The sequence below is a fragment of the Acidobacteriota bacterium genome, from assembly GCA_030697165.1.
Taxonomy (GTDB): Bacteria; Acidobacteriota; Vicinamibacteria; order Vicinamibacterales; family UBA2999; genus 12-FULL-67-14b.
In genome coordinates, this window is the sequence record JAUYQQ010000016.1 from 58699 (window position 1) to 78284 (window position 19586).

Consider the following 19586-nt stretch of genomic DNA (forward strand, 5'->3'; position numbering starts at 1 on the left):
CACGGTAACCCTCTTTCGGTAAGGCGCCGCCGTGATCACGCACGGGCGGGCCGTTTATGAATCAGGCGCGAATGTCGCGCCCCTCAAATCACCGTATGTGCAATGTTCGCGCCCACTTTGCGCGGCACAACTACAGCGCGCGCAGCCAGATACGGAGGTCGAGGCACAAGCTCGCGCTTGGTCCGCGCGTGGTTTCGGCGATTGGCCCATGGCCGGGCTTTCTGGTAAGCTGTTTGTCTGTCTCCGCCGTGCGTATCGCGACGGGGATCTCGCCAAGAGGCCGGCGTAGCTCAGTTGGTAGAGCAGCTGATTCGTAATCAGCAGGTCGTCCGTTCAAACCGGATCGCCGGCTCCAGTTAAATCCTAGATAACAAAGCAGTTGCGCTGTTTGTTTGAGTCTCACCCATTCTGGTGGCTCTGAATAGCTACCGCATAGCTACCACGCGGGCAGAACAGATGTTGCTCCGGCAGGATGAGAGTTCCAGAGTGTGCGGGAACTGTTGCGTTACCACTCGGAGTTCTCGGGTGGGTGCTGCTTGCGAGCGTCACTGCATATCGTGGATAGGGAAACCGTTCCCTTTCCCGCCGCTCGCGATGGGTTCAGACGGTATTGGTGAACCAAGTCCTCAAGAAGAGACTTCGCCTTCCATCTCAGCGTTGCCACGAGGGCAGCATCATTGTTGACCTCCGCCCTGTCAATCTCCTCGTAGATCTTCACGTACTCATACGAATCGCTGATCGTGATCTCTTCCGGGAGCAGAGCAAACAGCGCCAACTCTTCTGTCACCTGCCGGAGTCCAGCGGCCTGCTCGCGAAGATCAGCGACCGACGAACCTGTGCGTGTTCGCACTTCCACCTGAGCACCGCGGCTGATCAGTAGTTGCTCAATGCCTGGGTAGCCCCGCCGAGCAGCGGTATGCAGAGGAGTTTCGTCGTCCGAGTCAGTTGCTCCGACGTCCACTCCAGCTTCGATGAGTTGCCTACATGCGCCCAGCAAACCGCCCCAAGCTGCGTGGTGCAGGGCCGTCGCGTTTCTTCCGTCTCTGACGTGCAAGTTTGCGCCCTGGTCCGCGAGAACGCGGGCAACCTGTCCTTGTGAGTGGCTCAAGGCAGACAGGAGTGGCGTCTCACCGCCTGAGTCCTTCGCTTCAAGATCGGCGTTTCTCCTGATGAGTTCTGCCAAGCATGCCACTTTGCCAGTTGCAGCCGCGACATGGAGGAGTGTCTGCCCATTGGAATTTCGGTGGTTCAAGTCGAAGGACCGATCCAACCAGAAGGCGAGCAGTTCATCCCGGTCCTGAAGCAGGCTCACGAATGCCGCAACCCAGCCCTTCTGGTCTGTCGCGTCGGGGTTCGCGCCGGTCGCAATGAGCAGCGAGAGGATCTCTTCGGTTCCGTTGAATGATGCCCAATGCAAACAAGTAGATCCGTCTCCAGAGCGGGCCGCAACATCCGCCCCTTGTTCGATTAACCATTGGCAAATGTCCGCACGCCCATTGGAGGTCGCGACCATGAGGGGGGTCATGCTCCCGGAACCGAAGCGCTCGTCGATGTTGCAGCCGGCCTGGACAGCGGATTGGACGCCAGCCAGGTCACCGTTGACGAGCGAGTCCTCGAACTGCTGGACAGGAAGGGCGGCCGCTGGAGTCGGCTTAGAGCGCGATCCGAATAGCTTTGAAAACATCCTTCACTCCTCGTCCAACAGGCGCGCAAGATATAACGCGGGAATAATAAGCCACAACAGGCTATAGCAGCGGTTCGACGTTGCCCGGCGCCTTGCGCCTTGCCTCGAAAAGCAATCCGCCCGAATGTGAGCGACCTAGGGGCCGCACGGGAGTTCCTCGGGGTGCCATTCGCCGGAGGAGGTAGAATCGGCGACCATGCGTCCTGCCCTTGCCGTAGCGTTCTCACTATTCGCCGCGTGCGCGCTCGCTCAGTCACGACCACAGCCCGTCGGCACGGACCAGACCACCAACGATCAGCAAATACGCACCAGCGCTGCTCTTGAAGCCATCGCCTCGGAACTGCGACAGATACGCGAGCAAGCGACCCAGGCGCGCGCCATCAGCAAATCTCAGCCGGGGCCACCAGTGTGGTCTAACTGGGTTCTCATTGTCGTCACTGGTGGCGCCGTAGGGGCGGCATTCCTGTCTCTCGGCGCGTTGAGAAAGCAGGTCGATGCGGCCAAGGTCAGCGCAGACGTCGCAAAAGAAACAATGCTGCTGACGCATCGTCCTCGCCTAATTGTTCGGAACGTCGTAGTTGATGGATTCGACCAAGGCATCTTGGACGACAAATTGACGAATTGCCGCGTGCTAATCGCGAATACCGGCACAACGAAGGCCACGCTGATTAAGGCTCACGCCGAGTGGCTTTTTGCTAAACACCTGCCCATGGAGAACCCCGTTTCTAAGGTCCACCATCCCGATCAGGACCCTGCCGTCATGGGCGCTGGGGCAATTCGCACCATCAATATGGGCGAGTTCAGTTTTGACTTCGACGGCCACCTCACGATCTTTGGCGAGGGGGAGCCCCACCCGCGCGCCCCTAAGATTTTTGTCATCGGGTACGTGAAGTATAAGGACGACCTCGGAATCCTCCGGCGCACCTATTTCGGCCGGCAGTTCGACCGCGTTAAGCGCCGGTTTATCGAAGTAGACCACCCAGCTTACGAGTACGCAGACTAGTTCGTCTATCCGACGAAATGCGAGTACTCACGGCAGCGCCCGCACTTGAAGACCGCGATCGCGCCGATCGAGAATGGTTCTTTCGTCGTCGCCTTGAACAGCAACTTTCGGCAGCTCCAGCAGCGCTGCTCGAAGGAGAGCGGCGTCACGGTGACACCGCTCTCTGCAATCGCCGTGGTGATCATTCGCCCCATCCTTGAGACTTCCGCAGCGGGTTCTCGCGGAGCCAGCGCTGTACGCCACTCCACAACCAGAGCTGTGTCGAGCTGTACGCGAAGCTGTCCGGGTTCGTCCTGACCGTTCGCTTGCTGGTGGGCGCCGGAAAGCCGTACTGGCCGCGCAGCAAATCGAGGTCTGCCAGCGTGATGCCGCCCAGGCGCTCGCACAGTTCATTGCCGTCGATCAGGGCCTCGGTTGGTGGCGGTGGTGGCTCACTCTCGAACCACTTCGGCGTGATCTCGACCACCTCGAAGCCGGGACCAGGGTCGCCACTCAGGCGCATCAACGCGCCACTAGCCAGCAGCGCGGTGATCGTCGCCGGTTCCAGCATCCCGGCCGGCAGCGAGTAATGCTGCTTGGGCTCAATGCTGAAGTTCGGGCCGGCCGCGCCGTCGAGGCCGCGGAAGAATGACTTTTTCAGAAGCGCCATGTGATTGTGTCCTCCGGTTAGTGACGAGACTTGACGCGCTTCGGCGTGCGGTAGCCGAGCGGGTCGGGGTTGTAGCTGGGCGCGGTCCTGGCCGGCGCCGAAGGCAGCGGCGTGAGACGTTCGCCGCGAAGGGCCGCGTCAATGCGCTTGTGCTGCCTGGTGATCTCCGGATCGACGACGCCGCCCGTCGGTGGCCACGGCGTGGTGGTGGTGGCGATGGTGCGCTGGGCGCCCTTCGTCGGCTTGCAGGTGGCGCAGACCATCGTCAAGGGCGTGCCAGCCAACCGCACCGCGCGCCGGGTCTGGCACGTTCCGCAATTGACGTGAGACGCCGCCATGCGCCTCAACCGCGGTTCGATGTCACCGATGAACGCCCGCACCGTCGCGCCGTCTGTCTTGTTTGCCAGTTCCTTTTGTGATTTCTCGACCATTCGTTGCTCCCTCATTTGAAAGTTCCGCGTTTTGATTTCCCGAATCTTTAGAAAGCGTCCCCGAGCGTAGAAGCCTCAGACTGGGTGTCCGGCGTCGCCGCTTGGGCGCTTTCGTCCCGCCCCTGCCGCCCGGTTGCCACTCCCTAACCCGTATCCACCACAATCACCGGGGCAATCGGTGCCGGATCGTCTAGGCCACGGAAAGTGCGATAGCCCTGCCGTCACAGCAACCCCGCCCATTTGCTGGCTGGCTTGACCGTTGGCGGTACCTGCACCCGCGCCCGGCTCACGGGGTCCAGCCCAAAAACGCTGTAGAAGGGACGAAGGGCCGCCGCGGTATCGCGCTCGGCCTTCAGAACCGCATCGACCACGACGACCAGCTTCTCGTCGCCGGGGTCTTGTCGCAGCGAGAGCAGCGCGCGGCCGTCCTTCTGGCGGGTGATCAGGTCGAGGCTTGCTTGCAACTCGCAGAGGGTGCCGAACACGCGGGCGTCGGCCGGCGTGAGGGTGCCCATGGCGACACAGGCAGGCGCTAGGGCGTCCCAGACGGTCGAGGCCATGGGCGACAGCCCGGCGGGCTTCTGCGCCTCGCCTGCGGGCGCCTGCGGGTGATTGGCGGTGCCATGGCGGCCAGGGCGGTACGTCCCGGCCGCGATGTGCAGATGCAACGCCTTCCGATTGCGGCCACCGCTGTTGCTGTTACCGGCCATGGTCAGTCTCCTGGTTCAAAGTTGATACGGTGGCAGCCATTCGCGCAGTAGGGGGAGCCGGTGTCCGAGTGGTCAGGTGGGGAGATTTGACCTGGCTAGGGGGTGTCGGCTTCGCAATTCGCGCGTCAACCGCGTGGTGCTGGCGGTTACGGTCAAGCCCGACCAGGAACGACACGCGATCACCAACGTGGAGCGAGGAACCGTACACCTCGTGATGGGTCAGGAACAGGTCGGCGGTTCCGTCAGCGGGCCGGATGAATCCAAAGCCTCGCCCGGAGAACCAGCGGATAAGGGTGCCGGTCAGACGGACAGGGGTGCTCATGCAAACCTGCGTTCGCGCCTTCATCTACAATCTCCCTGCATGCCGCATCTCTACACAGCGCTCTGTTCGACCTTCGGGCCGACGTCCTATTGGTGCCGCGCATTCGCGCCAGAACTGGCCTCTGACTGGCTTGCGGCCGTTTTGTCGATCGCCGGTGTCGGGATCGCGTTGTTCGCCGCGAAGATCAGCCTGGATGCTGTTCGCGCAAGCTACAGGCCCGTGATGCTGCCTAGCCTGAGATACAGCTCCTCCGCGCCTGAGCAGCCGGCCGACTGCTCGATCGACAACATTGGCAGCGGGCCGGCACTCGTGACGGTGTTGTATGAGGCGAGCGGATCCTACTTCTGGTTCCGGGAGCGCAAATGGATCGGAGGATGCGGCCTGATTGAAGGTCGGGCTTCCGGCAATGTGACATTCAAAGAAGTGCAAGACGACGCGCAGCCAGGCGCACGTCATAGAATCACGTCCGGCAAGCGTTACGAGATCCTCTGCCTCGATCTCGAGGGGCAGTGGCACGTCATTGACTTCGAACGCATTGGAACCAAGGGGGCAATCGTGAAACGTCTGGGAACAGTCGGCCGCTTGCATCGCCGCTTCCATCCGGTTCGCAAACTGGATCAGTTTGGCCAACCATCCGCGCGCAGCTGAGACGCAACGACTGGCCCACCCAAGGAACGCGGCAGCACCCGCCCGGTGACGATCGAGGGCGACCCTGACGGGCGCACCTACTACGCGGAAATCGGGACCCCGCCCGACTCCGGACTCAAGCCCGGTGACTTCGTGTGGGTCGAACTCGGGGCGACCTGGGCGATCGTCGGCGGCCGCAAGGAACGAGTCGGTGGCCAGTGGCGCCAGTGCGTGGTGCTCCACCATGAGGGCGCCGTCGTACACGCCAGGTTCTCGCCGGCTGGCCAGAGCATCGAGCCGTTCGGATAGCCCGCTCATGCCGGCCTCGGTGTGGTGACGATCGGCCCGCAGTCAGGCGCAGACAATCGCGAGTCGAACAAGTGGCGGTCGTCGGCGGTGTACTTCAGGATCATCAAGACGTGCGGTTTCCAGCGTCGAAGCTGCTCTAGGTCATGCGGGTCAACTGGCCCCGACGGGACGATGAGCAGGTCGGCGCCATCGAGGGTGAGCCGGTGTCCGGCGTTCTCAATGGCAAGGGCCGCCTCGACCGCCTCGACCGGCACGACAAACCCGCGCTGAAGGTGAACGAATCGATCAGACACGGAGCCCTCCAGTCGGTGAAGGGTGAAGGGTGTGTAGGGTGTTTGTGGAACTCTCTCCCTGCGCGCACGTAAGGGGGTTTACCGGATCAGCCTCTAACCCTTCACCCTTCACTATTGAGGCCTGGTAGCTGCGGCCCTTGTTCGACGTGTTCTTGACGAAGTGATCGGACATCCATTCGCCAAAGGTGCGACTACCTGGCCTCTCGCGGTCGCTGAGCCCTTCAGCCGTCGCCCAGTCGCAAAAGGCCTTGAACGCCTCGCTCGCCTTCAGGCGGCCTTCTGTGTCGGCTTTGAGGGTCACGTCGGCCCATTGGGCGATCAGGTCTTGTGACTCGCGCCAGTCCGCTTTGGCGACTTCCGCCGCGGCCACCTTCGGCAAGCCCTCGCGATACCAGTCCACAGCGCCTTCGATGATCCAATTCAGGATGCCTGCGCCTTCGCCGCGGAGCTTCTCGGACAGGCTGTTGTCGCGGGTGGAGCCGTCGAACGTGCGTTTGAACGGGATCACGATGGCCCGCCGCCAGAAAGCGTGCGAACGGTCATCGACCCGCGGGAGCTTGTTACAGCACAACACCAGCTTGGCCCTGGACTTGAACTCGAACGGCGCTTGGTAGAGCCCGCGGGCGGTCAGGGTGTCGTCACCCGACAACGCCTTGATCCGGCCCTCGTCGAGCATGGCACCGTCGCGCACTTCGGAAGCGCCCGCCATGCGCACGCCGGGTAGTTGGGCAATTTCGACGGGAATGCTCCGGGTATCTCGGTCGCGCAACAGGATATGGAACGGGACCGTCGCGCTGTAGGTGCCCAGGACATGGCGCCAGATTTCGAGCAGGGTGCTCTTGCCGTTCGATCCTGAGCCGATCAGGATGGCGAAGACTTGCTCACTCGTGGCGCCGGTCGCCGCGTAGCCGGCGAGCAGTTGCAGCAATCGCACTTGCGCCGGGTCGTCGTCACAGACCGCCGTGACGAAGGCGCGGAAGGCGTCACAGGTCGCCGCCGGGTCGTACGGCACACCACAGCGAAGAGTCAGGCGATCGTCGGGAGTGGCACGACGCGAGCGGCCGTCGCGGAGGTCGATCACGGTGCCGTCGATCGTCACCAACAGAAACGGGTCAACGTCCCATGCTTCGCCGCTATTCGCGAGCGGTAGCTGAGTGCTGGCGAGCTCGAGCAGCGCGCGCAGGGTTCTCGCGGTCAGTGAACGCCGCGCCGCATTCCGCATGGCACTGGCATCGCGGTTGGTCATCGCGCTGGCGACTTGATCGAAGACCCGCGTCTCACACCACGACTGGAGGAGCCGTTGCGCTTCGCCGGTGCGGTCTTGGCGCCAGATGCCACGGTCGTACACCATCCAGCATTTGCGCCGGAAGTCGTACTGGAGTCGGTCGGCGTGGGCGAACGCAAACAAGGATGCAAGCGCCGCCTCGGTATTGGCGAGTTCGTCGTCAAGGTCTTCGCCCTTCGCCACCTTGCGCACGGCCTTCACCGCCGCCGGCATCGGCGCCGACATGCCGCTGGTGAAGATGTCGTCGGCGGTCAGGTCGCTCATCGCGCCCGCTGGGCCGTGCTGGTCCGGGTTTGGCGATCGAGCCAGGCATCGAGGTCCCGGTCGCGATAGGCGACCCGCCGGCCGATCTTCAGGAACTTTGGACCGTTTCCCTCGGACCGCCAGCGCGCCAGGTTGCGCGTAGGGGTGCGCAGGATGGCGGCCGCCTCCGGCTCAGTGCGAACAACGATCGTGTTAATTGCGTCTGTGGACATCGACTGCGCCTCCAATTGGTTACGAGTGGTAACGAACTGAAGCCAGTCTCAGCGAGCAGGCGGGACGCTCTTACGGGTCGTGTCCTACTTTCTTGGAAGCCTCGACAGCTTCTTGCTCATCGCGTCAATGCACTTCGGGTCCAGTCGCATCGATGGTTCCAGCAGTTGCGAGGCATACCAGCGCCGGGAGCGCTCTGGATGTGACCTACGAAGACGGTCATAGCGGCTGACAAGGGCTTGCTTCGCCCGATAGCCATTGTCGATTCGTGTGTCTCGCGCCGTCTTGGCTCTCTTCGCCTGGGCCGCATATTGGTCCAGCACGTACAGCACCTGGTCGTTCTCCTCGGCACCCAAACGTAGTGCGGTTAGGATGATGTCCACTATGTCCGCGTGAGAGTAGGTCGCGGTTTGTAGCTTCGACTTGAGAAGTCTTGATGAGGTCAACGTCATCACGGCGTTGCCGGCCCTTGCTTTCGCCACTGGGTCGGCCAGGTCGTGAATCTGAGTCATTACCGCGATCAGCCTTCGCGGGTTCACCTCGGTATTCAACACCCGTCCGAGCACCTTGACAGCCTTCGACTGGATCGCGTCGAGAACCTCTTCGAGGTGTTGTGCCATTTGTTGGTCGCGTTTTTGTTGCTCGCGTGACTTTGAGACGGCGGCCTTCATCGTCGCACCCGCCTTTTGAGTGCCGCGGCGATCGTGCCGCCGATTGCGTTGGCATTCTCGCGTGCGGCCGAATCGTGCAAGTGCGCGTATCGTGCCGTGGTCTGGCTCTGCTTGTGTCCCAACTGCTCGCCGATCTGCGCCAGGCTCATGCCGTGGTCGGTCAGCGCCACGCTGGCGTAGGAATGCCTGCAGGCATCGTAGAGCCGTAGGTCATCAGGAAGCCCAGCGGCCTCCCGGATCGATTGGAAGGTATGCGTCAGCGTGCTCGGGTGCATGTGCTCGCCGCGCTGCCGGCGGCCGGTGCCGGGGAACACGTACAGCGACTCGGCAAACCTGGGCCAGCGCTTCAGTAGTTGCACGGCGTCGATCGACAGGAACACCGGCTTAGCGCCGGTCTTTGACGCTGGCAACTGGATCACACCGCGTTTCAGGTCGACGAACGACCATTGCAGGCTCGCCACTTCTGCGGGCCGGCAGCCGGTCAGCAGCAGCAGTTCGATCGCCGTCAAGGCCGCGCTCGCGTAGGCGCCGGCCTTCCGCCCGTCGCGCAGCGCCTTGCCGAGTTGGGCGTACTCGTCGACCGACAGATAGCGGGTGCGCTTCTCCTCCGTGTAGAACCGGACGCCCTTGCACGGGTTGGGCTCGATGCGGTGCCATGCGCAGCACTTCGACAAGGCGGCGATCACCCGGTTGGCTTGTGTGGGGGTTGCGCGCAGCCGGTGGTGCAACTTCTCGACGTCGGCCAGGGTGAGGTCGACGATGGGAATCGAGCCCAGCCAGGGGCGGATGTGGGCGTCTACGGCGGCCTTGTAGTTGCGCTGCGTACTCTTTGAGCGCTCGATCGCGTACTCCTTCAGGAATCGATCGGCGGCCTCGGCGACTGTTACGGCGCCCCGCGCTCTATCGGTATCGGCGCAAGGGTCCTGCCCGCGGGCCACGAGTCCGCGATCGTCGACCGCCCGGTCGCGGGCCTCGGCCAGGCTCAGGTCATCGACGCGGCCGATCGTCTTCCAGCGGACCCGGCCAGACTTCAGCCGGAACTTCAGCACAAAGGCTTTCGCGCCGGCGGGGGAGATGCGCACGCCGAAGCCGGGTACGCTCTTGTCCCACGCGACGTACTGCGCGCCGGGTTGCGGGGTAAGGGCGTCGATGTCGCGCTGGGTGAGGCGGCCTGTAGATTTGGTCATGGGGCTCCCTAGCTACCACATAGCTACCAGATGGGTGCGCGTGAGTGGTAGCTAGCGAGTCCGAATGTAACACGAATAGGCCCAATTTGCAGCGATTGGCGTCGAGTGCGCATCAGATAGGGAAGCTCTGAAACGTTTCGTAATCAGCAGGTCGTCCGTTCAAACCGGATCGCCGGCTCCAAATGCCCTAGGCAAATCAAGCGAGTACCAGCCGGGGTGAACCTCGTGCCCCGGCACGTAACACCCGTCTAACAGCCGGAACCGAGCCGAAATTTAACCCGGCGGAGTCAGGGCGCGCGATAATCGTGACGTTCTGACGCCAGTTCCATGAAAGAGATCGACCCACCCGAGCAGGCGTTCACCATCATCGGCGGTCGAAGGTGGCGCACCGCCGATCCCAACATCCCCAACAACCTCCGCCAGGAATTGGTCAACGAGCTAATGGCCGCGCGCCGGGCGGTGCGTGATGGCAAGAATCAGCGTGAGATCCGAAGAGGTCGCGACAGAGTCAATGATGCAAAGGTCGCCCTGGGTGAACGTGGACACCCCTGGTGGCTGACGCGCCGGCCCGCCGCGACCAACCGTCGCATCGACGCCGCTGTTCGAGCGTTGCTGCGGAGCCGCCAACCGGGGCGCACGATCTGTCCAAGTGATGTGGCGCGGATTGTCGGGGGAGCGACATGGCGAACGCTTCTCCCCGTCGTCCGCGATCGTGCCGTCTGGCTGACAGCCCGCGGCGAGCTCGAGATTCTTCGCCGCGGCCGAATAGCGAAAACCAATCCCACCGAAGGTGTGCTTCGTTATCGACCTGCAGGCGGCCACGCTTGAAGCACAACTGCGTGACGTGGGTGCTGCGTGCCAAGACGCCCATCCGGCACGGTCGAGTCGAGCGGCGTTCAGAACTCAACCTGATACTGCGCCCGTAGTTCGTTCTTCCGACCGTTCGTGTGGACGTCCCATAGGTAGTTGAACTGCAACTTCGACTGATGTTCATGAAATAACACGCTCACGCCCGATGTGAACAGCCGAAGTTCGTCCGCACGGCTCCGGTCACTCCGGTCGATGTGCTCGTATCGGAACACGGGCTGCACGTGCGTCAGCCACGCGCGCTCGGTTGCGAACGCCCAGAAGGCCGCCGTGTAGAACGCCGAACTTCTAACGTCCCCATCGCTCGCCCGATAGAACTCGGCCTGCAGGCCCGACAGGTGGGAGCCGAGTTTTGCTTCCACGTTGTAGCGACCCCGATCGCGGTGCTCTTTGCCAGCCTGCCCCTGCATCGAGGCGAGCCCGAGCGACAGCCACGACTGCGGCGCCCAGACGAGCCTGCCCGTCACAGCCTTGTTCTCGTTATCGTCTATCAGGAGACGACGCCCCCCGTTGGTGAGTGACAGCTGCCACAGCCATCGGCTCCAGCGGCTCTCCACGTGGATTCCCAATTCTTCCGCCGCGGAAAACCGGTCGCTGACTTCCGACCGGTCGACAAATGGAATCTGTGCGGAAGACGTCAGCTCCTCGAGTCCGAGCGGCGCTTTCTCGAGCCCCAGCTTGATGTGCACGCGGTTGTGCGGCATCAGCCTTATATAGGTTCGCCGAAGCGGATCGCTCGGCCTCACGGGATCGAGTTCGATTGAGTAGTCTACGCCCCTGCTGATGTGCCCCTTGATGCCGATCTCCGCCTTCCGGAGGCGAAAGGTGTCGATCGTCGCCGCGTCGCCGTATGCATCGGCGCGCACTTGCATCAGGACGTCAAATCTCGGCGCCATCTTGATGTAGTCGGCCGGCTGCGCAGGCAGCGCGGGAGGCGTATTCAGGGCCGGCGCGGCCTGCGCAGCCACCGAAGGTGTGGCGGGGGATGCACTTGGCGACGGGGTATTCGCGCCTTCAGGCGTGGAGCGCGACTCTATCTGGCGCAGGAGTCCCTCAATGCGCGCCATTTCTTTCTTCAGCGTCGCCAACTCCGAACGCAGTTGCTCGATCTCAGGCTGCTGCGCCAGGGCAGCGGTCGAACACAACGTTGCAACCATCAAGGCGGACACGGCCACGCGCCACATGGAGTACTCCTGCTTGTCTGTTCGGTCAGCGCCTGGCTGCGGCCCTCTGACACGCAGCCCCTGAAGGAGAGCGTCGAGCAAGCTCATCGTCGATCATAGGTGTGATGTCAGTGACGGAATGTTCCAAACAGCACACGAGGGGAGCCGCGGCGCGCTCGACGCCGATCATGAAACATGTGAACCTCTGAACCTGTAGAATCCGCTGATGTTGTCGCAGGAACTGTCCGACCTCTACGCGCGCGACCTCACGCGCCTGATCCAGCAACTCAACGCCTTTCCCGACACCGCCACGCTCTGGCAGACACGCGCCGGCATCACCAATTCGGCCGGCAACCTCGCCCTGCATCTGGAGGGGAACCTGCGCGAGTTCATTGGCCGCTTGATGGGTAAGCTCGACTACCAGCGCGACCGGCCGCGCGAGTTCAGCGACTCGGGAATCGAGAAGACCGAGCTCGTCACGCGGCTGACCGCGGTGCGCGACGAGATCCCGCCGGTGATTGCCGGGATGACCGCCGACGAGCTTGACGCCGATTTTCCGCAGGTTTACGCGGGCCGGACCCTGCCGAATCGCCAGATGCTGATCCACCTCGAAGGCCACCTCAGCTATCACCTGGGGCAGATCGACTACCTGCGGCGGGTCCTGACCGGCGACGGCGCGATCACGCTCGCAGACCTGTAGCAAGCAGAGTAGAATCCGCAGCGGAGGTTCGCATGCGTCGTCTGCTAGCTTGTGCGGTGATCGCGTTGGCGTTCGTCGCCCCCGCTTCCGCCCAACTCGAGAACGTCGGCAACTTGACGTTCCCGACATCCGCTTCACCGGCCGCCCAGGCGCACTTCTTGCGCGGCGTGGCCATTCTTCACAGCTTCGGCTGGAAACAGGCGATTGCCGAGTTCCAGCTCGCCCAGAAGGCGCAGCCCGATTTCGCGCTGGCGTACTGGGGCGAGACGCTCTGCTACAACCATCCGCTCAACTCGCAGATGGATCCCAAGGAGCCGCGCGCGGTGCTGGCGCGCCTCGGGTCCGATCGCGCGGCGCGCGCCGCCAAGGCGCCGACTGCTCGCGAGAAGGGATTCCTCAACGCCGTCGAAGAACTCTGGGGCGACGGCGACTCGGCCCGCCGCAAACTTAGCTACATGGATGCGATGGAACGGCTCTATCGGCAGTTCCCGGCAGACGATGAGGTGAAGACGTTTTATGCGTTGTCGATCCTGAGCGCGTCGAGCGCCGTGGACGATCGCACCGGGCGCATGAACGTGAAGGCCGGCGCGCTGGCGTTGGACGTGTACAAGAAGAACCCCACCCATCCGGGTGCGGTCCACTACATCATTCACGCCTTCGACGATCCGGTGCACGCGCCGCTGGCCCTCGAGGCCGCGCACGTCTACGCGAAGATCGTCCCGGCGGTGTCGCACGCCGTGCACATGCCCACGCACATCTTCATCCAGCATGGGATGTGGAACGAGGTGGCCAACCAGAACATGCGCGCGTTCAACGTGGCCAAGGAACTGTGGCAGCCGGGCGACGTGCCGGGCGACATGTCGCATTCCGGTGACTGGGGCCAGTACGGCTTCCTGCAGTTGGGCGATTACGCCGGCGCGCGCGAGCGCATCCAGGCTTTCGAGTGGATGGCCGACACCACCAAGAACCCGCGCGCCATGTCGGCGCTGGCGCTCGTGCGCGCGCGCTACATCATCGAAACCGAAGAGTGGAAGGTGCAGCCGGTCGCGGAGAGCGCGTCGAACGAGACGATTCTCGCCAATGGCCTCAGCGCCGTGAAGACCGGCGACCTGGCCACGGCTGAGCGGATGGAAGCGATGCTCGCGGCCAAGGTGAAGGCGGCGCCGGGAGCTCCGGCCGAGAGCAATCCCCACGCCGATCACGGCGCGGCACCCAAGCCCGCCGCACCGGGACCTGGCGGAGCCGATGCCGGCAAGGGCGTGCGGATCATGCACAAGGAACTGGCCGCGTTGATCGCGCAGGCCAAGGGACAGACCGACGCGGCCGTGAAGCTGTTGCAGGAGGCGGTGCAGATCGAAGAGAGCATGCGTCCGCCCAACGGCGCGGCCGACCCGGTCAAGCCGTCGCACGAGCTCCTCGGGGAAGTGCTGCTCCAGGCCGGCAAGCACGCCGAGGCGGCCACCGCCTTCGAGGCCAGCCTGCTGCGCATGCCCAATCGGGCCCGTTCGCTGATGGGGGCGGCCCGTGCGCATGCCGGTGCCGGCAACAAGCAGCTGGCAGCTGAGCGCTATGCGACGCTCAACAGCTTCTGGAAGGGCAAGCCGGTCGCCAATCCCACTACCGATCTGCGGTAGTTGCCCCCCCTGGCGGCAGGGGGTAGTATTGAAGGTTACAGGCGCGAACAAATTCGCGTCTGTGACCTTCACCCACAATTGACCATGCCGCCCGCCTCCGAAAGCGCCCCTCTCATCATTCGCGGTGCGCGTACGCACAACCTGAAGAACGTCGATCTGACGCTGCCCACGGGCAAGCTGATCGTGTTCACCGGGGTCAGCGGATCCGGCAAGTCATCGCTCGCCTTCGACACGATCTACGCCGAAGGGCAGCGCCGCTATGTGGAGTCGCTCTCGGCCTACGCCCGCCAGTTCCTGGAGCGGATGGAGAAGCCGGACGTCGATCGCATCGAGGGCATCTGCCCGTCGATTGCGATTCGCCAGAAGAACAGCGTCCGCAATCCGCGCTCGACCGTCGGCACGGTCACCGAAATTCACGACTACATGCGCCTGCTCTACGCCCGTGTCGGCCGCACCATGTGCCGCACGTGCGGGCAGGAGGTGATTCGCGAGACAGCCGAGGTGGTGACGCACAAGCTGGTGGCGTTGCCCGAGGGCAGCCGGCTGCTACTGGGATTCGACCTGCCAGTGATGCAGATGAGCGGCGCGGACGAGGCGCCGGCGGCGGAGGAAGGCGAGGACGCCGAAGACCGTGGTCCGGCGGTCGCGGTACCGCAGGACGCGTCGGCCAGTCTGCTCGATGGGTTGCGGCGCAAGGGCTTTGGCCGATTGCTGATCGACGGCCAGGCGGTCGCGTTCGAAGACGTGCCGGCGGCAGCGCTGAAGGGGGCCACGGTCCTGCGAGTCGTGGTTGACCGCATCAAGACGGCCGCCGACGCGCAGACCCGCATCACCGACTCGATCGAGACGGCCTATGCCGAGGGCGGCGGCGCGGCGTGGGCGCTGCAGCTGGGCGACGCCGGTGAGCCGTCGTGGCACCTGTTCTCGGAGCGGTTCGAATGCCGCACCTGCGGTATCCCATACGAAGATCCGCAGCCGCGCCTGTTTTCGTTCAACAACCCGTTTGGCGCGTGTCCGACCTGCCACGGTTTCGGCAACATCATCGAACTCGACCTGGAGTTGGTGGTGCCCGATTCGGCCAAGTCGATCAACCAGGGCGCGATCGAGCCGTGGACCAAGCCGCACTACCGGTCGCAGCTGGCCGAACTGAAGCGGGCGGCCAAGGGCAATGGCATGCGGCTCGACGTGCCGTGGAGCGACCTGACGCCCGACGAAGTGAAGTTTGTGGTCGATGGCGAAACGCCGGTGGGGAAGGCGAAGGCGTCCGGCTACGAGGGCATCCGCGGCTTCTTCCGGTGGCTCGAGAAGAAGAAGTACAAAGTTCACGTGCGGGTCTTCCTCAGCCGCTACCGCGGCTACCTGACCTGCCCCGACTGCAGCGGCACGCGCCTGCGCCGCGAGGCCCGCGACGTGCAGGTCGGCGGCGTGACCATTGATCGGGCGTCGGCGCGCACCGTGCGCGAAGCGGAGCAGTTTTTCAAGCAACTGCAGTTGACGGTGAAAGAAGCCGCGATTGCCGACAAGGTGCTGAAGGAGATCCAGAAGCGCCTCGGCTTCCTGCGCGACGTCGGCCTCGACTACCTCACGCTCGATCGCCTGTCGTCGACCTTGTCTGGGGGCGAGGCGCAGCGCATCAACCTGGCGACCTCGCTGGGGTCGGCGCTGGTCGGCACCCTGTATGTGCTGGACGAGCCGTCGATCGGGTTGCACACGCGCGACAACCAGCGGCTGATCGACATCCTGCGGCAGTTGCGCGACCAGGGCAACACCGTGATCGTTGTCGAGCACGACGCCGACATGATCGGCGTCGCCGACTACATCGTGGACATGGGACTGGGCGCGGGCGAGCATGGCGGCCGGGTCGTGTTCACGGGGACGCTCGAGCAGCTGGTGAACGAGCCGCGATCGCTCACGGCGAAGTACTTGCGCGGCGAGCTCAGCATCCCGGTGCCACAGACACGGCGCAAGGGCGGGCCGCAGCGCCTCAAGTTGCTCGGCGCGACCGAGCACAATCTCAAGGGCGTCGACATCGAGATCCCGACCAACACGTTGACCTGTGTCACCGGTGTCAGCGGCTCCGGCAAGTCGACGCTCGTGCACGACGTGCTCTATGCCGCCCTCAAGCGCGCCAAGGGCGACTGGGACCGCAAGGTCGGCGCCCACACCCGGCTCGAGGGGCACGAGTACGTCAGCGACGTCGTGCTGGTGGACCAGACGCCGATTGGCCGCACGCCGCGATCGAACCCGGTGACCTACCTGAAGGCCTTCGACCCGATCCGCGAGTTGTTCGCGTCGACCAAGGACGCCAAGTCGCGCGGCCTCACGCCGAGCCACTTCTCGTTTAACGTGCCGGGCGGCCGGTGCGAGGCGTGCCAGGGCGAGGGCGAGGTGCGCGTCGAAATGCAGTTCCTGGCCGACGTGTTCGTGCCCTGTGAGCAGTGTGACGGCCGGCGGTTCAAGACGCAGGTGCTCGAGGTCAAGTACCGCGGCAAGAGCATCATCCAGGTGCTCGACTTGACGGTGCGCGAAGCGCTGACGTTTTTTGCCAACACGCCGAAGGTGCTGCGGCGCATGCAGGTGTTGGACGAGATCGGGCTCGGATACCTGCGCCTGGGGCAGCCGGCGACCACCCTGTCGGGTGGCGAGGCGCAGCGCATCAAGATTGCCGCGCACTTGTCATCGCACACCGGCGAACGGCTCCTCTACATCCTCGACGAGCCGACGACCGGGCTCCACTTCGACGACATCGCCAAGCTGCTGGCGGCCTTCCGCAAGCTGCTGGAGGCCGGCCACACTCTGGTCGTGATCGAGCACAACCTCGACGTGATCAAGGTCGCCGACTGGATTATCGACCTCGGCCCGGAAGGCGGCGAGAGCGGCGGCCGCGTGATGGCGATGGCGACCCCTGAACAAGTGGCGCACGTGAAGGAATCGCACACCGGCCGCTATCTCAAGCAAGTGTTGTCCTCGAACAAGGTGCTTCTCACGGTGGCCAGATGACGCTGATTTCTCGCACGTTGATGATGTTCGCCGTGTTCGCCGCCCTGGCCCAGCCGGCAGAGGCCCAGCGGGTCCTCCTCGAGGTGATGGAACTGTACGGCATTGAGGTGCCCGGCAAGGATCTGGAGGCGGCCTTCGACGCCGGGGTCGCGCCGACGGCGCCGTTGACGCCCGGCTCGTTCGCCACGCCGGTGGGCATGCTCGAAGTGGCGACCGGCCGCGACCGGGTGGCGGCGGCCTATGCCTTCGGCATTCTCGCCGGCCGCTCGGCGCGCGGTGCCGCGCCCGAGGAGCTGGCCGTCGTCGCGCAGGCCTTGCGGCAGATGGTTGTCGCCGACGATCGTCGCACGCGCATTGCCGGTGCCCGCGTGGCCGGTCGCGTGCTCGCGGCGTCGTTCGAGTCGGGCGGGGTCCGCCCGCGAGTGCCGCCCGGGCTGGTCGACGGCTTGTACGTGCTGCTGAACCGGTCCGACGAGTGGGAGCAACTCGCCGCGATGGACGCCCTGGGATCGCTCCGCGAGACCAGCGCCGTGGCGGCGCTGACCGAGCGGTATCACTTCTATCGCGAGAGCGGGAAGCGCGCGCTGGCCGGCGGCGCGCTCGAAGCGCTGGCCCGCATTGGCGACCCGTCGAGCGTGGCGTTAGTGAAGCTCCTGATCGGTGACCGATTTGCGGAAGGCAATGACCCCACTGCGCTGGCGGTGTGGTTCGCTCGCGAACGCCTCCTCAACGACGGCTCCATCGGCGCGATTCGGGAAGCCGCCGCGAACAAGCGCCTGCGGCCGCAGGCGCGCGGCTACCTGGAAGAGCTGGGCGCGCCGGTCCCGTGATCCTGCCGGTCAGCTTCTACGACCGTCCGACACTCGACGTCGCGGGCGACCTGCTGGGCAAGGTCCTGGTCTACACGTCCGAGGCCGGTCTGACCTCGGGCGTCATCGTTGAAGCCGAAGCCTACATTGGCGAGGACGATCCGGCCTGTCATGCCGCCGCCGGTCGCACTGCTCGCAACGCGCCGCTGTACGGCCCGCCGGGCCGCGCCTACGTGTATCTCAACTACGGTCTGCACGACATGGTGAACGCGGTGACCGGGGCCGACGGGCATCCCGCCGCGGTGCTGATTCGCGCGCTGGAACCGCTCGAAGGATTGCCGCTGATGCGCCGCCGCCGCGCCCAGGCGCCGTGGCGCAAGGGCAAGACGCCAGTGCCTGACCACGAACTCTGCCGGGGCCCGGGCAACCTCACGCGGGCGATGGGCATCACGCTGGCCGACAACCTGCGGCCGCTCACGCGCCAGCCGCTGACGATACGCGACGAAGGGTTGCCGGCCCCGTTGGTGGTGTGGGACAGCCGCATCGGCATTCGCGTCGGCACCGACCGCCCGTGGCGCGCCAGCGTGGCCGGCCACCGCTCGGTGTCGGGCCGGCCCGTCCGCGGATGATCAACGCGATTCGGAGGGTGGCGCCGGCGGTTGCTTGACGGTGACGTCCATCTGCGGGAACGGAATGCGAATCCCCGCGGCGTCGAACGCCTTCTTGATCCGGCGACGCATCTCGCGGCCGACCTCCCACTGCTTGAGCGGTACGGTCTTGATCCGGAAGCGCAGGGTGACATCCGACGCGTTGAAGGAGTCGAGGCCCACCACCTCGACCGGTTCCAGCATGCTGGGCCCGTACGCCGGATCAGCCATCAACGCCGCGCCGGTCTCGCGGACCACCTCGACGATGCGGTCGGTGTCGTCGTTGTAATCGACGCCGATGTCGATGACATAGCAGGAGAAGTCCTTCGTGCGGTTCGCGAGGGTACGAATCTCGCCGTTGGTAATGGTGTGGACGACCCCTTCGAAGTCGCGCAGGACCACCGTCCGGAGATTGATCTCTTCCACCATCCCGCCCGTCCCGTTGATCAACGCCACGTCGCCGATCCGGATCTGGTTCTCGGCGATCAGGAAGACGCCGGAGATGATGTCCCTGACCAGCGATTGCGCGCCGAAGCCAATGGCCAGTCCGATGATCCCGGCGCCGGTCAGTACGGGCGTGATGTCGACATCCAGCTCGCGCAGCACCATCAGTGAGGCGACCAGCCAAATCAGGATCGACAGGAATCGTTGAAAGGTGGCGCCCAGGGTCTGGGCCCGCTTGCGCCGCTCCAGTGCCCGCGGGTCGTTGTCGACGACCATCTCGTGTTCGGCGCGCCGAATCACCGACGCCGCGAAGCGGTTGGCCGCAAAGGCCAGCAGCACGAGCAAGAGGATACGCACGCCGTTTTGGGTCGCCCAGCTGGTCACGTCCGCGGCATGCCAGCCGGCGCTTTGCTCGACACCGGCGAGGTCGAGGGCCGGGAACAACAGCAGCAGGAATGCCAGCACAAACGTGACGCGGCGCATCGCGCGCACGGTCGCATCGGTAATGCTGGCGGTGTGAATGCGCTCGCCTTCGACCCGGCGCAGTCCGCGGCGCACGAGCGCCCCCACAAACAGCGCCATCGCCAGCGCGGCCAGCGCCGTCATCGCCACGGCCAGCGTGACCTCGAGCGAATTAGTCGGCAGGTTGGTGACCGTGTCGGTGGCGGACTGCATTG

22 protein-coding genes and 1 tRNA gene are annotated in these 19586 nt (G+C 64.5%); 10 read left to right on the top strand and 13 right to left on the bottom strand.

Annotated features, from left to right (window positions below; genetic code table 11):
• Positions 1-279 precede the first annotated feature (279 nt).
• Positions 280-355: transfer RNA gene (locus Q8T13_16355), tRNA-Thr, on the top strand.
• Between the two features lie 150 nt (positions 356-505).
• Here the strand turns inward: Q8T13_16355 and Q8T13_16360 are convergent.
• A complete protein-coding gene (locus Q8T13_16360) occupies positions 506-1684 on the bottom strand; it encodes an ankyrin repeat domain-containing protein (GenBank protein MDP3719335.1) in 1179 nt (392 codons plus the stop codon).
• Positions 1685-1880: 196 nt separating this feature from the next.
• Between Q8T13_16360 and Q8T13_16365 the strand changes: the two genes are divergently transcribed.
• The gene (locus Q8T13_16365) at positions 1881-2687 is read left to right on the top strand and encodes a hypothetical protein (protein ID MDP3719336.1); all 807 of its coding nucleotides are present in this window, start codon (positions 1881-1883) and stop codon (positions 2685-2687) included.
• 5 nt (positions 2688-2692) lie between these two features.
• On the opposite strand, the gene Q8T13_16370 is transcribed toward Q8T13_16365, so the two are convergent.
• From Q8T13_16370 to Q8T13_16390, 5 genes are all read right to left on the bottom strand, one after another.
• A complete protein-coding gene (locus tag Q8T13_16370) occupies positions 2693-2872 on the bottom strand; it encodes a hypothetical protein (GenBank protein MDP3719337.1) in 180 nt (59 codons plus the stop codon).
• Positions 2869-3336: a hypothetical protein gene (locus Q8T13_16375; GenBank protein MDP3719338.1), complete on the bottom strand. Its 468-nt coding sequence runs from the start codon at positions 3334-3336 to the stop codon at positions 2869-2871. Before Q8T13_16375 ends, Q8T13_16370 begins: the two co-directional genes overlap by 4 nt.
• A gap of 17 nt (positions 3337-3353) precedes the next feature.
• On the bottom strand, positions 3354-3782 hold the full coding sequence (locus Q8T13_16380) for a hypothetical protein (GenBank protein ID MDP3719339.1): 429 nt from the start codon (positions 3780-3782) through the stop codon (positions 3354-3356).
• A 206-nt stretch (positions 3783-3988) separates the two neighbouring features.
• Positions 3989-4435: a P27 family phage terminase small subunit gene (locus Q8T13_16385; protein ID MDP3719340.1), complete on the bottom strand. Its 447-nt coding sequence runs from the start codon at positions 4433-4435 to the stop codon at positions 3989-3991.
• Positions 4436-4466: 31 nt separating this feature from the next.
• The gene (locus Q8T13_16390) at positions 4467-4799 is read right to left on the bottom strand and encodes a cold shock domain-containing protein (protein ID MDP3719341.1); all 333 of its coding nucleotides are present in this window, start codon (positions 4797-4799) and stop codon (positions 4467-4469) included.
• Between the two features lie 39 nt (positions 4800-4838).
• Here Q8T13_16390 and Q8T13_16395 point away from each other — a divergent pair, with 39 nt between their 5' ends.
• Both Q8T13_16395 and Q8T13_16400 read left to right on the top strand, forming a co-directional pair.
• A complete protein-coding gene (locus Q8T13_16395) occupies positions 4839-5447 on the top strand; it encodes a hypothetical protein (GenBank protein MDP3719342.1) in 609 nt (202 codons plus the stop codon).
• Positions 5448-5492: 45 nt separating this feature from the next.
• Complete coding sequence (locus tag Q8T13_16400) at positions 5493-5735, top strand: hypothetical protein (protein ID MDP3719343.1); 243 nt, start codon at positions 5493-5495, stop codon at positions 5733-5735.
• A gap of 5 nt (positions 5736-5740) precedes the next feature.
• Here the strand turns inward: Q8T13_16400 and Q8T13_16405 are convergent, their stop codons facing one another.
• From Q8T13_16405 to Q8T13_16425, 5 genes are all read right to left on the bottom strand, one after another.
• Positions 5741-6028: a hypothetical protein gene (locus Q8T13_16405; protein MDP3719344.1), complete on the bottom strand. Its 288-nt coding sequence runs from the start codon at positions 6026-6028 to the stop codon at positions 5741-5743.
• On the bottom strand, positions 6021-7577 hold the full coding sequence (locus Q8T13_16410) for a phage/plasmid primase, P4 family (protein ID MDP3719345.1): 1557 nt from the start codon (positions 7575-7577) through the stop codon (positions 6021-6023). The genes Q8T13_16405 and Q8T13_16410 overlap by 8 nt, the downstream gene beginning before the upstream one ends.
• Positions 7574-7789 (bottom strand): helix-turn-helix domain-containing protein, encoded by a 216-nt coding sequence (locus Q8T13_16415; GenBank protein MDP3719346.1) that lies wholly within the window; start codon positions 7787-7789, stop codon positions 7574-7576. The genes Q8T13_16410 and Q8T13_16415 overlap by 4 nt, the downstream gene beginning before the upstream one ends.
• Positions 7790-7873: 84 nt before the next feature.
• Positions 7874-8458, bottom strand: a complete 585-nt coding sequence (locus Q8T13_16420; GenBank protein ID MDP3719347.1) for a hypothetical protein — start codon at positions 8456-8458, stop codon at positions 7874-7876.
• Positions 8455-9645, bottom strand: coding sequence for a site-specific integrase (locus Q8T13_16425; protein MDP3719348.1), 1191 nt, complete (start codon positions 9643-9645; stop codon positions 8455-8457). The genes Q8T13_16420 and Q8T13_16425 overlap by 4 nt, the downstream gene beginning before the upstream one ends.
• A 327-nt stretch (positions 9646-9972) precedes the next feature.
• Between Q8T13_16425 and Q8T13_16430 the strand changes: the two genes are divergently transcribed.
• Positions 9973-10473, top strand: a complete 501-nt coding sequence (locus tag Q8T13_16430; protein MDP3719349.1) for a DUF3253 domain-containing protein — start codon at positions 9973-9975, stop codon at positions 10471-10473.
• 68 nt (positions 10474-10541) lie between these two features.
• Here Q8T13_16430 and Q8T13_16435 read toward each other — a convergent pair whose 3' ends face one another.
• A complete protein-coding gene (locus tag Q8T13_16435; GenBank protein ID MDP3719350.1) occupies positions 10542-11783 on the bottom strand; it encodes a porin in 1242 nt (413 codons plus the stop codon).
• A gap of 118 nt (positions 11784-11901) precedes the next feature.
• Between Q8T13_16435 and Q8T13_16440 the strand changes: the two genes are divergently transcribed.
• The 5 genes from Q8T13_16440 (at position 11902) to Q8T13_16460 (ending at position 18447) form a co-directional block, all read left to right on the top strand.
• Positions 11902-12375, top strand: a complete 474-nt coding sequence (locus Q8T13_16440; GenBank protein ID MDP3719351.1) for a DUF664 domain-containing protein — start codon at positions 11902-11904, stop codon at positions 12373-12375.
• 32 nt (positions 12376-12407) lie between these two features.
• Complete coding sequence (locus Q8T13_16445) at positions 12408-14009, top strand: tetratricopeptide repeat protein (protein ID MDP3719352.1); 1602 nt, start codon at positions 12408-12410, stop codon at positions 14007-14009.
• Positions 14010-14093: 84 nt separating this feature from the next.
• Positions 14094-17009 carry an excinuclease ABC subunit UvrA gene (uvrA, locus tag Q8T13_16450; protein ID MDP3719353.1) on the top strand — a complete coding sequence of 972 codons (2916 nt, stop codon included), beginning with the start codon at positions 14094-14096 and terminating at the stop codon, positions 17007-17009.
• Positions 17006-17839 (top strand): hypothetical protein, encoded by an 834-nt coding sequence (locus Q8T13_16455; protein ID MDP3719354.1) that lies wholly within the window; start codon positions 17006-17008, stop codon positions 17837-17839. Before uvrA ends, Q8T13_16455 begins: the two co-directional genes overlap by 4 nt.
• Positions 17836-18447 (top strand): DNA-3-methyladenine glycosylase, encoded by a 612-nt coding sequence (locus Q8T13_16460; GenBank protein MDP3719355.1) that lies wholly within the window; start codon positions 17836-17838, stop codon positions 18445-18447. The genes Q8T13_16455 and Q8T13_16460 overlap by 4 nt, the downstream gene beginning before the upstream one ends.
• On the opposite strand, the gene Q8T13_16465 is transcribed toward Q8T13_16460, so the two are convergent.
• A complete protein-coding gene (locus tag Q8T13_16465) occupies positions 18448-19584 on the bottom strand; it encodes a mechanosensitive ion channel family protein (GenBank protein ID MDP3719356.1) in 1137 nt (378 codons plus the stop codon).
• Positions 19585-19586 lie beyond the last annotated feature (2 nt).

What these genes read in the sequence shown, in the direction of transcription:
- Q8T13_16455 (MDP3719354.1), top strand. Translation starts at nt 17,006, where the DNA reads ATGACGCTGATTTCTCGCACGTTGATGATGTTCGCCGTGTTCGCCGCC.
- Q8T13_16445 (MDP3719352.1), top strand. Translation starts at nt 12,408, where the DNA reads ATGCGTCGTCTGCTAGCTTGTGCGGTGATCGCGTTGGCGTTCGTCGCC.
- Q8T13_16365 (MDP3719336.1), top strand. Translation starts at nt 1,881, where the DNA reads ATGCGTCCTGCCCTTGCCGTAGCGTTCTCACTATTCGCCGCGTGCGCG.
- Q8T13_16415 (MDP3719346.1), bottom strand. Translation starts at nt 7,789, where the DNA reads ATGTCCACAGACGCAATTAACACGATCGTTGTTCGCACTGAGCCGGAG.
- Q8T13_16430 (MDP3719349.1), top strand. Translation starts at nt 9,973, where the DNA reads ATGAAAGAGATCGACCCACCCGAGCAGGCGTTCACCATCATCGGCGGT.
- Q8T13_16375 (MDP3719338.1), bottom strand. Translation starts at nt 3,336, where the DNA reads ATGGCGCTTCTGAAAAAGTCATTCTTCCGCGGCCTCGACGGCGCGGCC.
- uvrA (MDP3719353.1), top strand. Translation starts at nt 14,094, where the DNA reads ATGCCGCCCGCCTCCGAAAGCGCCCCTCTCATCATTCGCGGTGCGCGT.
- Q8T13_16440 (MDP3719351.1), top strand. Translation starts at nt 11,902, where the DNA reads ATGTTGTCGCAGGAACTGTCCGACCTCTACGCGCGCGACCTCACGCGC.
- Q8T13_16395 (MDP3719342.1), top strand. Translation starts at nt 4,839, where the DNA reads ATGCCGCATCTCTACACAGCGCTCTGTTCGACCTTCGGGCCGACGTCC.
- Q8T13_16425 (MDP3719348.1), bottom strand. Translation starts at nt 9,645, where the DNA reads ATGACCAAATCTACAGGCCGCCTCACCCAGCGCGACATCGACGCCCTT.
- Q8T13_16380 (MDP3719339.1), bottom strand. Translation starts at nt 3,782, where the DNA reads ATGAGGGAGCAACGAATGGTCGAGAAATCACAAAAGGAACTGGCAAAC.
- Q8T13_16370 (MDP3719337.1), bottom strand. Translation starts at nt 2,872, where the DNA reads ATGATCACCACGGCGATTGCAGAGAGCGGTGTCACCGTGACGCCGCTC.
- Q8T13_16360 (MDP3719335.1), bottom strand. Translation starts at nt 1,684, where the DNA reads ATGTTTTCAAAGCTATTCGGATCGCGCTCTAAGCCGACTCCAGCGGCC.
- Q8T13_16435 (MDP3719350.1), bottom strand. Translation starts at nt 11,783, where the DNA reads ATGAGCTTGCTCGACGCTCTCCTTCAGGGGCTGCGTGTCAGAGGGCCG.
- Q8T13_16420 (MDP3719347.1), bottom strand. Translation starts at nt 8,458, where the DNA reads ATGAAGGCCGCCGTCTCAAAGTCACGCGAGCAACAAAAACGCGACCAA.
- Q8T13_16465 (MDP3719356.1), bottom strand. Translation starts at nt 19,584, where the DNA reads ATGCAGTCCGCCACCGACACGGTCACCAACCTGCCGACTAATTCGCTC.
- Q8T13_16410 (MDP3719345.1), bottom strand. Translation starts at nt 7,577, where the DNA reads ATGAGCGACCTGACCGCCGACGACATCTTCACCAGCGGCATGTCGGCG.
- Q8T13_16390 (MDP3719341.1), bottom strand. Translation starts at nt 4,799, where the DNA reads ATGAGCACCCCTGTCCGTCTGACCGGCACCCTTATCCGCTGGTTCTCC.